The organism is Fibrobacter intestinalis (assembly GCF_900167415.1).
In the GTDB taxonomy this organism is placed as follows: Bacteria; Fibrobacterota; Fibrobacteria; order Fibrobacterales; family Fibrobacteraceae; genus Hallerella; species Hallerella intestinalis.
On sequence record NZ_FUWU01000032.1, the window covers coordinates 1 to 12,253 of the forward strand.

At 49.6% G+C, this 12,253-nt stretch carries 12 protein-coding genes and 2 pseudogenes; 12 read left to right on the plus strand and 2 right to left on the minus strand.

Going from position 1 to position 12,253, the window contains the following annotated elements; genetic code table 11:
- The 7 genes and pseudogenes from B5D40_RS15670 to B5D40_RS09340 all read left to right on the plus strand — a co-directional run.
- Positions 1–213 (plus strand): annotated as a pseudogene (locus tag B5D40_RS15670) (hypothetical protein); the annotation flags it as partial.
- Between the two features lie 622 nt (positions 214–835).
- Entirely contained in the window at positions 836–1,063 is a 228-nt protein-coding gene (locus B5D40_RS09315) for a hypothetical protein (protein WP_143394359.1), read from the plus strand.
- A gap of 12 nt (positions 1,064–1,075) precedes the next feature.
- Positions 1,076–1,624: pseudogene (locus tag B5D40_RS09320) on the plus strand (FISUMP domain-containing protein); the annotation flags it as partial.
- 17 nt (positions 1,625–1,641) lie between these two features.
- On the plus strand, positions 1,642–2,490 hold the full coding sequence (locus B5D40_RS09325) for a hypothetical protein (RefSeq protein WP_143394358.1): 849 nt from the start codon (positions 1,642–1,644) through the stop codon (positions 2,488–2,490).
- A complete protein-coding gene (locus tag B5D40_RS09330; RefSeq protein WP_144319687.1) occupies positions 2,421–4,226 on the plus strand; it encodes a hypothetical protein in 1,806 nt (601 codons plus the stop codon). The genes B5D40_RS09325 and B5D40_RS09330 overlap by 70 nt, the downstream gene beginning before the upstream one ends.
- A gap of 8 nt (positions 4,227–4,234) precedes the next feature.
- On the plus strand, positions 4,235–4,960 hold the full coding sequence (locus B5D40_RS09335) for an FISUMP domain-containing protein (RefSeq protein WP_078776704.1): 726 nt from the start codon (positions 4,235–4,237) through the stop codon (positions 4,958–4,960).
- Positions 4,960–5,601 (plus strand): hypothetical protein, encoded by a 642-nt coding sequence (locus B5D40_RS09340; protein ID WP_078776705.1) that lies wholly within the window; start codon positions 4,960–4,962, stop codon positions 5,599–5,601. Before B5D40_RS09335 ends, B5D40_RS09340 begins: the two co-directional genes overlap by 1 nt.
- Positions 5,602–5,772: 171 nt before the next feature.
- Here B5D40_RS09340 and B5D40_RS09345 read toward each other — a convergent pair whose 3' ends face one another.
- The gene (locus B5D40_RS09345) at positions 5,773–6,876 is read right to left on the minus strand and encodes a glycosyltransferase family 4 protein (RefSeq protein WP_143394356.1); all 1,104 of its coding nucleotides are present in this window, start codon (positions 6,874–6,876) and stop codon (positions 5,773–5,775) included.
- A gap of 56 nt (positions 6,877–6,932) precedes the next feature.
- Complete coding sequence (locus B5D40_RS09350) at positions 6,933–7,880, minus strand: DHH family phosphoesterase (RefSeq protein WP_078776729.1); 948 nt, start codon at positions 7,878–7,880, stop codon at positions 6,933–6,935.
- Between the two features lie 191 nt (positions 7,881–8,071).
- On the opposite strand from B5D40_RS09350, the gene B5D40_RS09355 reads away from it, so the two are divergent.
- Genes B5D40_RS09355 through B5D40_RS09375 form a run of 5 tightly spaced genes read left to right on the plus strand, consistent with a single transcriptional unit; the run spans position 8,072 to position 12,247 of the window.
- A complete protein-coding gene (locus B5D40_RS09355) occupies positions 8,072–9,109 on the plus strand; it encodes a D-alanine--D-alanine ligase family protein (RefSeq protein ID WP_073302386.1) in 1,038 nt (345 codons plus the stop codon).
- Between the two features lies 1 nt (position 9,110).
- Positions 9,111–9,755 carry a tRNA (adenosine(37)-N6)-threonylcarbamoyltransferase complex dimerization subunit type 1 TsaB gene (tsaB, locus tag B5D40_RS09360; RefSeq protein ID WP_078776707.1) on the plus strand — a complete coding sequence of 215 codons (645 nt, stop codon included), beginning with the start codon at positions 9,111–9,113 and terminating at the stop codon, positions 9,753–9,755.
- On the plus strand, positions 9,742–10,209 hold the full coding sequence (rimI, locus tag B5D40_RS09365; protein WP_078776708.1) for a ribosomal protein S18-alanine N-acetyltransferase: 468 nt from the start codon (positions 9,742–9,744) through the stop codon (positions 10,207–10,209). The genes tsaB and rimI overlap by 14 nt, the downstream gene beginning before the upstream one ends.
- A 13-nt stretch (positions 10,210–10,222) precedes the next feature.
- The gene (locus tag B5D40_RS09370) at positions 10,223–11,092 is read left to right on the plus strand and encodes a YdcF family protein (protein ID WP_078776709.1); all 870 of its coding nucleotides are present in this window, start codon (positions 10,223–10,225) and stop codon (positions 11,090–11,092) included.
- Positions 11,093–11,095: 3 nt separating this feature from the next.
- Positions 11,096–12,247 (plus strand): hypothetical protein, encoded by a 1,152-nt coding sequence (locus B5D40_RS09375; protein WP_078776710.1) that lies wholly within the window; start codon positions 11,096–11,098, stop codon positions 12,245–12,247.
- The last annotated feature ends 6 nt before the right edge of the window (positions 12,248–12,253 follow it).

Genomic DNA, 12,253 nt, shown 5'->3' on the forward strand with positions numbered 1-12,253 from the left:
GTCGGAATTTCGTTCGGCGACAAGAGGAAAAGGGATTTGGACAACGCCTTGACTTCCGTAATGGACCTTCTGAAAGATTCCGGGCTTATAGCCGACGACGACTGGAGACGCGTCTGCCGGGTCGTTTCCGAGGTTCTGGACATAAGGGAACATTACGCCATTGTGACGATAGATCCGGCGGATATTCCCAATTCTTGCAAAAGTGGTCTTTAAAGTGAGCATTTTATTTTTGAAAACAATGGAAATTGGGTGTAAAACCAGCTATCACATTGGAAAGCGTAGGACAACAAAGGAAAGTCGCGAAGCCTTTAATTTAATGGCGTTCCGGCTTGTTTTTGCATTTATGTTTAGTTTTCGGCAAAAGTTGTTGTTATTCTATAAGGAAATGGTGAAGACCGTTAGGGCTGAACAAATCCGATTGTTAAAATTCATATTGGAGAATACTATGCAACATTTAAAAATGCAAACGATGAACAAGGCCTTTTTTGCTCCAATTCCCGCTTCGTCAAATCGAACAAAGCCATTTTTGCGCAAATTCTCCGTTCGTCAAACCGAATTTAGGAGTTGGGAGGTGGGAATTAGTGATTAGGGATTAGGGATTAGTGGTTAGGAATTAGTAATTGAGAGTGGTGCGTGGAATTAGAAGCTGCGAGCGGACATTTGAAGCTCGTTTTGCGGACTCTAAAAACTAAATTCTAAGCTCTAAGTTCCGACAACCGGCGACCGGCAACCGCCTACTGGCAACCAATCCCTAATCCCTATCCCCTGCTTGCCGGGCTCTAACAAATTTTTCTATCTTTCCCCGCCGAATATGTTCCTCTTCCCGGAGATTGGCTTGAAAAAAACGAACGTTTTCCGTGCTTGCGCCTTGTTGTGCGCCGCCGTGCTTGTTTCCTGTTCCGATAGTGGAACGAGCGCCAAAGGCTTTGACATGTCGGACATCTGTTGGGATGGCGGGTTGCCGTCCAATTGCGGATTGCCGGATTCATCGTCGAATTTTGACGCGGGCGCGGTTTGCCCGGAGAGCGGGCGGGGAACGTTCATCGACGAACGGGACGGATAGGAATACAAGTACACGACCATCGGGAACCAGGTATGGATGGCGCGGAACCTGAACTACGCCATGCCGGACACAAGCCTTCCGGATCCCGTGTCGGGCGACTTGAGGGGGGCCTCCACAAGTTGCCTGTATGACGATGACTGCAAGGAAAAGGGGCGGCTTTACACCTGGACGGCGGCTTATTACGGGTGTCCTGCCGGTTGGCGCTTGCCTAGTGACGAGGATTGGGAGGTGCTGATTAACGCGATGGGTGGAAGGGGTAAAGCGGGGTTCCGGCTGAAAGCACCCCTCGGATGGGAGATGCTGAATCCGGGCGATGACCAAAAATGGCTGAACGAGTGCGGGTTTTCCGCATTGCCGACAAAGACTTTGAGTGTTCCTCAAAACGATAGTGCGTATGCCCGATGGTGGTGGATTGACAATGAAATAAAAAAGGATGATTTAGGAAATTCTCGTTATGATTTTTTTGCGCTGCAATTTGATGGTTATTATTCGTTTTATTCGTTTAAGGTAGATGGCCTCAGTCTGTATTCCGCTTATTCCGTTCGCTGCATAAAAGATTGAGAATGCTGGATTGCAGCGTGAAAAAATTCCTGGCCCTTGCGAGCGTAGTCGCCCTGTTTGTCTCTCGGGTTTTCGGATTCGTGGAGCCAAGTCGGAACATTGTTTTCATTTTTCTTTCGGATTGGACAAACGTTGCCGACCCATACAAAAGTTCCGGGATTCTCGACTACATTTCCTCCCAAGTCGCCCCCGATGCCGGGTATGTCTATGCATATCCCTTGGACGTGTCGTCCCGAAGTGCCGCCGACCTGTCCGCAATTTTGGCGGATCACGGGGAAAATTCCCCGTATGCGAAAGCTATCGAAAATTGGTTCGCAAACAGTTCTGACAAACTTCTCGCCGTTTGGAAAGAAAATTGCGGGGGAAAATGCGACTTGAAAGATTTGAAGAAATTCCGCCCGGACATTTTGCCGAGTCGCTTTGTCGTTCTGGCGGAAGGCGTTAGCGGTCTTGTCGCCCGCGAATACATCCAAGGAAAGGACTACGCCGGGGATTATTCCAAGGTTCTGTTTTTCGACACGCCCCATGAAGGGACGGGTTTTGCCGATCAGGCGCTGTTTCAAGGCTCCAAAGACCGTTTTTTCAAAAAGCCCGATGCCAAAGCACTTGCCGCCGTAGTCCCGTTGGCCCTTTCCGCGTATGTCTTCGGTGGGTCGGGAGCCTTGCAGGACATTGTCATATCCATCGCGAAAAGCGTCGTTCTCGGAATGGCGCAAAATGCGGGCGACATATCGGAATCTTTTTCGAATGCGGATTTTTTGACAAATATTCGACGGGTTCCGATGCATTGTGGTATTTGGCTCAAGACGCCAGCTTTGACGACAAAAAGTATGGGAATCTTATTTCCTCGGTGGGCGCGGACGTGAAAAACGATATCGGGGCGGTCCAGTGGCTCAATGCCACAGGCTTGCAAACGGGGTTTGACAATCCATCCTACGGCATCGTCTATTCTTATGGACTTCCGACGATTGGAAACGGTCGGCGGACTTTCGGGGATTTTGTCGAACAATCGAAAAATCACATTTCGCAAGAAAGATTGAAACGCGTTTTGACGGATTCCTTGACGAACGCTTTGTCCGCCGTCGGTGTCGACGCAAACGAAGTGAAAGGAAACATTTCCCAAATGGCCGAGGAGCTGTTGACGGGAAACCTTACGGAAGAGTGCCGAAAAATCGCGGGGGAACTTGTCGAAAAATACGGCGCGTTGGCGACCGTTTTAAGCGACTCCAAATTGGGAACTTACATTCACGGGCTTTCCGAATTGAGGTCGTTGAAAATCAATATGGACGACTTGCCGGGAACGGCCCTCAAAATCCTTCGCGTTTTGGACAGGTTCATTCCCGAAACATACAAGTCGGAACTGTATTCCGCATTCATCGAAAACTTTTCGCCGGAGGTCGTGGAAATATTGGCGAATGCAACCAAGTGCTCCATTTCGGGAGGCTCCGCTAGGAACTGCGTCGTTGCGGGACTTGCCGCCAGCGCAAAGAACCTTTCCAATTACGGTCTGAATTTTTTTGATGAGGGAACGTTCGACGTTCCCGTTTACAGCGCGTTCGGGGCGAATGTCTCCGCATTCAGGAACGCAAATGTCTCGCGGATGGGCTACGATTTGGGCGATTACATCGAAAATGATGCTCGACTGAAAGATTACAGGGAACTTCTTTTGACGGAGGCCATTCCCGCTTACGGTGCGCCCTATTACGGCAATGGTCCGCAAATAGGCCTGCATCGTACGGATTACTATTTCCCTTGGGATGCGAGCGACGACCCGAGTTTTTCGGAAGGGGCAAATCATGATTTTGTGGATGCGAACGGCATTGCCTTATTGGATTCCGAAGGATTCCTTTTGAATGATTGGAACTGTTACGATGCGGACGGTCCTATGGAGCAAAAACGAAAAAGTGCCCAGATTCTCGCAAAGGATTCCAAGGTGGCTTCCGATCTGTCGAGCCTTGTGACAATGCTTGTGGAAAATACGGGTGAAGCTCCTTTGGACGGCTTTGAAGTTCGCTATTACTACCGGGACGATGACGGAGATAAGGACGTCGACTTCTACAGCAGTCCGTTTGCGTCGGGAACAAAAATCGGTGCGGGTGGAAACTTGTATTATGTATCGTTCCTTTATTCGACCACTGTCCTCAACCCCGGCGAAAAATCGGATTTCGGTAACGGCGTAAATTTCGAAATTCATAATTCCGGGTGGACGGCGGGATATGATGCGTCAGAAGATCCTTCGCATTATGGATTGAATGGTACGGAACTCGTTGCGGCGGATTCGGCGATCGTTTTGGATTTGAACGGCAATTTGTTGTGGGGACACGCGCCCCAGCCGAAATTCGGCGAGGAATACAAAACGAAGGATGTTTACGAAAACTTGATAGATGTCGAGAACGGCGCGGTTTACGTGAATGTCGCCGAAAGGGGAACGTATACGCTGGAAACCGTGAATGCCGCGGGCATGCCCCTTGTCTCCCTGTTCAACGGAATATGGGGTGAGGGCGTACATTCCGTTTCCCTGGCAAATCACACGTTCGCGCCGGGCAGCTATCTTGTACTCCGGCGAGGGAATGAAATTTTGTCCTGGAGAATTTTCAAATAGGAGCCATTATGGAAATGAAGATAAAAACGATTTTTGGCTTGGTGTCTGTCTTGAGCCTTTTCGCCTTGTGCGCCTGCGCGACCGATGCCGACGGCGACGACGGTTTTGATGCGGGAACGGTCTGCCCCGTGGAGGGGATGAACGCCTACGGGATGCCGAACCGGGGAACGTTCGTCGACGAACGGGACGGACAGGAATACAAATACACGACCATCGGGGATCAGGTATGGATGGCGCAAAACTTGAATTATGAAACCTATTACTCGAGAATCCGTGAGGAGGAATGCGCCGAGTGTGGGCGTTGGTACAATTTGGGGATAAATCTTCCGAACCGTGATATTATGGATTCCGTTTGCCCTGCGGGGTGGAGGATCCCCTCAACCGAGGATTGGAGTACTTTGCTGATGACCGTTGGAAGCATCTCCATGGCTTTAAAAGTACTTCTTTCCGAGTCATATAACGAACATTTTCAAGGAACAAATGTATGTGGTTTTAACGGAGTGGAAACGGGTTTTATTCAAATGACGAAGGGGAATGATTTGCTAAACGATTGGAATAGTATATGGTGGTGGACTCGAACCATGGTTAGTGCTTATGATATAATGCTCATTAATTTTTGGGCGGATAAGAGTACAAACGGCGTTGAAATTACGACAAAATATTATTATTCCCCCAACAACACTTATGGTAGTTCTTACTCTTACCATACCCTCCGCTGCATAAAGGATTTGTAATGCGGATTTTTTTGTCGCTCGTTTTCCTCTCCGTTTCCTTCGGCTGCGCCCTTACTTTGGAGGAGGTCCGCTCCGATTTAAGGAAAAACGTCCTGGCGTCCGATTCCATCGAATTGGGAATCAGGACGACGGTGTCCTCCCCGTCGATGTCCGCGCCCCAGGTCATCGGCGTCCATCTTGTCCGGAAAGGTTCGGGCAAAGTTTTTGCCGAAATCAAAATGCCCATGTCCCGTCAAAGAATGATAGTCAACGGCAATCGGATGAAAACGATAGACTTGGACACGCGCAAGTCCCGGATTGTCCCATACGACGGGAAATCCTTGGGCGCGTCTGCGTTCGCGGATTTCAACCCGCTCGATTCCGGGGAATGGGCCGAACCGGAATACGTCTCGGAAAATCTTTATTCCATAAGGGGCACTGCGGGAACGCTTTATTACAACCCGAGGAAAAAACGCATCGAAAGAATGGAAACGTTCGATGCGGAAAAGTCCGTCGTGACCGAATTCGCCTACGGCGCCGCGAACAATCCCCAAAAAATGACCGTCCGAGTCTCTGTTCAAGGCGTGGAAACGACCATGGTCACGGAAATCCTGAAATTGGGACATTCCAAGGATTTTCCCGACAAGTTGTTCGAATTTTGAAGCTGGTGGGCGGTTGTCGGCGGTCAGTAGTCAGTGACCGGTTGTCGGTTATCAGTGATTAGTAGTTGGTGATTAGGTGTTAGTGTCGCAAAGCGAACATCAAACGTTTGCAATTCCAACTCCACTATTCAACCTCCTAACTTCTAATTCCTAATCACTGATCACTGCCCGCTAATCACTGATTCCCTCAATGACGTGGCGCATTTTTTCCGCCATCGCGTCCCAGCTCATTCCGAGAGCGCGTTTTCTCGCGTTTTCCTCGAGCGTTCGCAAGCGTTCCCCGTTATGCAGAATTTCCGCGGCCTTTTCGCAGAATCCTTCCGGGTCGTCGTTTTCGTATAGGATGCCGGTGACGCCGTCGATGACGGAATCCTTCAATCCGGCGACGTTGTTCGAAATGGAAATCGTTCCGCAGAGGTTCGCTTCGATGTTGTTGATGCCCCACCCTTCCTTGAAGGACGGGTTGATGAAGAGGGAGGAACGGCTGAGCAGGTCGCGTTTTTCCGACTCGGAGATTCGTCCGAGGAACCTGACCGATTCGCTTACCCCCAATTCGCTTGCGAGCTTTTCGAGTTCCCCGCGGTAGTCGCCGCTTCCTGCGATTTCGAGGGAAATGCCCGGGACGAGTTCCTTGAGCCGCGGCAGCGCGCGGATGGCGAACTGGGCGTTTTTGTATTTCATCAGCCGTCCGATGTAGGAGATGACGGGCGGATTCGCCTTGGGCATTGTCGGGTGAAAGTATTCCGTGTCGATGCCCGGTTCCACGATGGACATTTGGGAATAGCGAATTCCCATGTCGTCGATTTCGTCCTTGGTGCTTTCGGAAATCGCGAGAAAATTTTCGCCCTTGTAAAAAAGCGCGACCGCGCGTTCCATCAAGTAGACATACAGGGCGAACGGAAACGCCGTTTCGCGGAAAATGGATTTCCGGAAAAAGTGCATCACCATGTGAAGCCGTTTCGTTTTTGTGCAAAGCGGCGTGAAAAACGGAATTTTGTTCAGGTCCTCGACGATGAGGTCGTATTCCTTTTGGTGTTTGTGCGCATAGAGGAACGCGGAATAGTTGAACAGGAACTTGTTTCCGATGCGGACCGTGCGCATACCGTCGACGATTTCCTCGTCGGGGAGGCCTTTGACGCGGTGGGCGAGAACCGTCACCTCGTATCCGTTTCCGTTCAGGCGCTTGAAAATTTCGTGAAAATAGAGCTCTGCTCCGCCCGCTTCCGGGTTTTTGATGTCCCGCCAGTTGATGAGTAGGATTTTTTTGTTTGACACGGAAAACCTCGATTGAACTTTGGGCAAAATAGAAAAAGAACGATTCTTGAAGACGGTCAGCACAGCTGTTCCCGAATCATTTCGAGCAGTTGGGGAATCACGCTTTCGGGTGTTCCGGAAATGCTTGCGCCTGCTGCTTTTTGATGGCCGCCTCCGCCGAATGCCGCTGCAATTTTATTCACATCGACGATATAGTTGGAACGAAAACTGATTTTGTATTGCCCATTTGCCGGGTAAATGAAAAACGCGACTTCTGTTCCGCCGACTTCCCGTAAAACGTCTATGGTGGAGCTCAGATCGATGGGGGTTGCGTCAAAATGTTGCAGGTCTTCGGGAGTGACGAAGGAGTAGATGACTTTCCCTTCCAAAGCGAGCTTGCTGTTTTCCATGGCGAAACCGGTAATGCGAGTGGCTTTATAGGTTCGGGTGTAATACGTTTCGTTGATGATGCGGGAAAATTCGCAGTTTTTGCCAATCAGGTCGCCTACGATATTCATGGTGCGTTTTCCTGTGGAACTGAATTTGAACGCTCCCGTGTCGTGTACAATTCCCAGATAAATGCAATTTGCCGTATTTTTGCTTACTTTGTCTGCAATCATTTGGGTGTAGAGAACTTCGCTGGCGGAACTCGCTTGGTGTTCCACAATGTTTTTGTCGCACAGATTGAGAGGATTGCTTATATGGTGGTCGATGTTGCACGTCCGTTTTGCGCGCACGAGGGCTTCGGCGGCGCAAGCTCCGCAGCGATCTAAGGAAGAGGTGTCCAACAAAAAAGCCAGATCTATTTCCCGCCCGTCATATTGGGGAAGGATTTTGTCTGCTCCGTTCAAAAGGCGGTAGCTTTCCGGAAAGGGTTCTGCAAAAACCTGCACGTCGATTTCGGGATAATTTTCAATAATGTAATTGTACAGCCCGAGACAGGAGCCGATGCAATCGCCGTCGGGACGAACGTGTCCAAAAATGGCGATGTTTTTTGCGGTGGAAATCATATTATCGAGAATCATGGCAAAAACCTTTTTCGCTGAAAATGGAATGTGCAGAAACATAGCAAAAGAATTTCAAGGCGTTGTCGCTGAAATACTTGAAATAGAGAAGTGGCGGAATGCTTACAGGAGCGCATACTTAGGAATACCGAGAAAATTTCATCTTGTTTTTTGTTACATTTTGAAACGAAAATTTTCAAGAAGGTTTTTGTATGTCGCGTTTGCGTGTATTGGTCTTGATGGGCGGTTATTCTACGGAACATGATGTTTCTGTAACCAGCGGCACCGGAGTGATTCGGGCGATGGATTCCACAAAATACAACGTTCATCCGGTTTTGATTCAAAAGGACGGAACTTGGATTTGGTCTTCCAGAGAACTTTCCCCTTACCAGAAAGACAATTTCTCGGAAAATTATTTCTACAGCTTGGAAGGAACTAGCGCTCGTTCTGAAAAAAATCCATCGCTTGCGGAACTCCCCAGCGCGGATATTGCTTTTTTGGCACTTCACGGAAAATGGGGAGAAGACGGGCATGTCCAGGCTCTGCTGGAAAACTGGGGAATTCCCTATACGGGTTGCGGCCTTTTGGCGAGCGCTCTTGCCATGGACAAAGTGCTTTGCAAAGCGGCATATCTTTCGGCGGGGATTGCAACTCCGCCTTATCGGGTTCTTTTCCGCGACGGTTTTTGTGGCGACGATCTGGTCAATGCCGCCGATGCTTTGGGCTTTCCGCTGGTCATTAAAGATCCTGTCGGGGGGTCGAGCATCGGGATGGGAATCGCCAAGAATATGGATGAAGCCGGCGAAATCGTCAATCGGCTTTTCCAGCAGTCCTCTCGGCTTCTTTGTGAAAAATTTATTGCCGGCGGTGAAGCGAGCTGCGGTTATATGGACGGCCTCGAAAAACCGCTCCCGCCCACGGAAATGCGGATGACAACTCGCGAATATTTTGATTACGATGCCAAATATAATGGGGAATGTCGGGAAGTGACTCCGGCGGAATTCCCCGAGGAATTGACACGACGCATTCAGCAACTGGTCAAAAAAGCGCATTTGGCTATCGGTGGCGCGGGGTATAGCCGCACGGACGTGCGCATTGATTCGGAAGGGAATTTGTGGGCTTTGGAAACGAACACGCTGCCGGGAATGACGCCCAGTTCCATTCTTCCTGCGGAAGCGGCTGCGGTGGGCATCGGATACTCGGCTCTCATCGATCACATCATCGCCACCAGCCTTAAAATCAGTCGGTAAAATGAATCTGGATCTTGTCTTGGATACTTCGCGCAAAGGAATCGCTCTCGGCATTTACGATTCGGGCAAGCCGCTTTGCGAACGGTTTGAACCGGAATCTCGAGGTGAAAATCTCGGGCGTTTTTTGGACGGGATTCTGCAAAATGCGGCGTTCACTTTGGACGACATCAAGCGCGTTCTGGTGACTCTCGGTCCCGGCTCGTTTACCGGCTTGCGGACGGGAATCGCCTTTTGCGAAGGGCTTTGCTTTTCCCAAAAGCGAAGTCTGTTCGGCGTTTCGACATTGCGCGCTCTGCGTTCTTTGGGCGCAAAAGATTGCGTTGTCGTTTTGTTTGCCCGGTCGGGATTTTTTTATGTCGGCACTTCAGAGGCTGAACTGTTTATCTCTGTAGAAGATGCCGTTCAGAAATTTGCCGAAGAGAAACGGGTGCATTTTGTGGTGGACAGCCGTTCGGCGGAAGAGGAAATTTTTCAAAAATATATCCGGGAGGCAAAAGCTGAAGTCGTTGTTTCCGCAGGTGATGAAATCGCTCCGTTCTGCCGTTTTTTTGCGGAATTGGAACCGAGCGCTCTATTGAGTGCCAATTATATTCAGCCTTCGTATTATGAACGTCGGGGAGCGATGGGGGTAAATGCTCATGTCTGATTTTGCCATGACTATTCGGGAAATGGAAGAAAAGGATTTTGCTGCGGTTCTTGAAATCCAGAATGCAACGCATTTTGAAAATTGGGACGAAAAGGCTTTGCGAAATCTTTGGATGAAAACCTATACATTTGCATTTGTGGCGGAAGCTCCGGATGCGCAGGGCGAGTGGAAAGTCGCGGGATATGCGTTGTTCGCTTTGGCGGCGGACGAAGCGGAACTTCTGGCGATTTCGACTGCGCCCGAATTTCTCCGAAAGGGAATCGCTTCGGAAATTTTTGCCGAGGGCGAAGAAGCTCTTGCCGATGCGGGCGCACGAAATTTTTATTTGGAAGTCCGTGAAAAAAATCGGGCGGCTATTGCATTTTATCAAAGTTTGGGATTTGATAAATGCGGAGAACGTCGGGAATATTATTCGGATGGTGAAAATGCCGTTCTAATGTCGCGTCCTCTGTGAAAAGGAATTGCCCATGAGTCGAATTTTTAAGCCTATCTCCGACTTGCGAAAAGAAAAACGCCGTGCGCGTTCTTTGTTCCGAATAAAAATTGCTGTCTCTCTGCTTGTTTGCCTGATTCTTTTTTACGTTCTGATTTCTTACAGCGGCCACTGGCTTGTGAAAGACGATTCTTTTGAACACGTGACATGGGCGGTGATTTTAGACGGGCAGGGCGGGGATTTGGAACGCTCCGATTTTGCTGCGGATTTGGTTCGGAATGGCAAAGTGGATTCCATTCTGGTCTTGGGTCGCCGGGTTTTTCGCGACAAGAGCAATGCGGATTTTTATGCTGAAGACTTGGAGAATGTCGCCGGGATGGATCCGGGAATTCTTTACGTCTTTCGCCATGACGATCCGAGTACAGTCGAAGAAGCGGTTTCCGTGGTGCCTTGGTTTAAAAGAAAGAATGTGCGGGATACGGTTTTGCTGCTGACTTCGGCTCCGGCGACTCGGCGGGCGGCGTTCCTCTTCAATAAATTATCAGGCGGAAGCCCTGTATTTATTACGGCGGATTTGCACAGCTGGCGCTTTAATGCGGACGGCTGGATTTTTGAACGGGAGGCACGCAAGAGTTGGCTTCGCGAATGGTTGGCGTATTTAAATGCCAAATGGGAAATGCTGGGCGTGGATTCGTTGAGCGCCACAAGCAGACCCGTGCGCTCTCCGGAACCTTGGAAAACACCAGAAGTCAGTGTCCCTCGTGTGAAAGTCAAGACCGAAAAGCTGATGTCCATCAAGGAAACGATTGCTTTGCAGGATTCGGCGGCAAAAGCCGAAGTTGCTGAATCCCAAAAAGAATTTCCCGCGGACAGGATGGATTCAAGTTCAAAAAAACAGGAATAACGAATGAAAAAACTGGCATTACTCGCTTTCGTTTTTTTGGCGTCGTGCTATAGCCCGGAGCAATATGAAGGAAAAATGGCTTCGGGAAATATCGCGGCAGATTCAGAATTTGGCACCGTGTATGAAGTCAATGGAGGAAAGCAGATTTGCAATCCGTCGGTGACGATGGATGCCGAGCGTTATCCAGGAGCCATGCTCTGGCTGAATTTTTCGGGGACGCTGAATGTAAATGAAACCGAGGGCTTTACGACGACGAAAGTCGGGGAACACGACCGCCTGACGATTTCGGATACGGCGGGGAATGTTCTGTGGTTTATCATGCTGGATTCCGTTGGTGCGGAATGCGAATTTCAGGATCCGGAATGGAGTACCGATTCGGATTATATTGTGGCTTTGGCCGGTTCCAATGCCAAAGGATCTCGGGGCTGCGATGAAGTGGAGTATAAAATCGTCGCCATTCGTCTTTCGGATAAAGCGTTCATCACTCTTTCGGACAGCGTCGTGGATGAAGCGGCGAATCCGCATCTTTGGCTGGGGGAACGTTCGGCCAAGGTGGATTCGACCGATAAAGTCGCCAATTTTTTTGGAACTTCGCAAATTAAATTCGTCTATAAAAATCCGGCAGGATCGCTTGTCTATGTAGATTATGCAAAATCTCCCAAGCCTAAAAAGTTAAAGGCTCCGGCGAATGCTTCGGGCAATATGCTGGACTCGCCCTTGATTTCTCCGGACGGCAATTTTATCGTGTACGACAAACTCAATTCCTCGTATTCATGGAATTCGTATATACAGGAATTGTCGGAATCGTCCTCGCCGATAGAGATGGAGCGGACGGCGGACATGCTTTCCAATCCCGTATTTCCGCATTGGTGGCAATTCGGTTCTAAACTTTTTGTGGTCTGGACGGAATTTGTCGACGGAAATTCATATTTGAACAAAAGCGATTTAACAAACGAAAGCACTTGGAATCGCTCTTTGGGCAGAACGTCCATGCGCGAAATTTCTGTAACGGCGGGCGCGCCGAATGATGTCGCTTTGGCTTGGAATGGCGACGTACGTGAAATTGCGCCGATACCGCTGATAGGCGGTCGTTCTCCGGATGGGCATTTTATCGCTTCCGGTACAAATAACGGTTATTTGCTTTATATCCCGTGAGGTCGC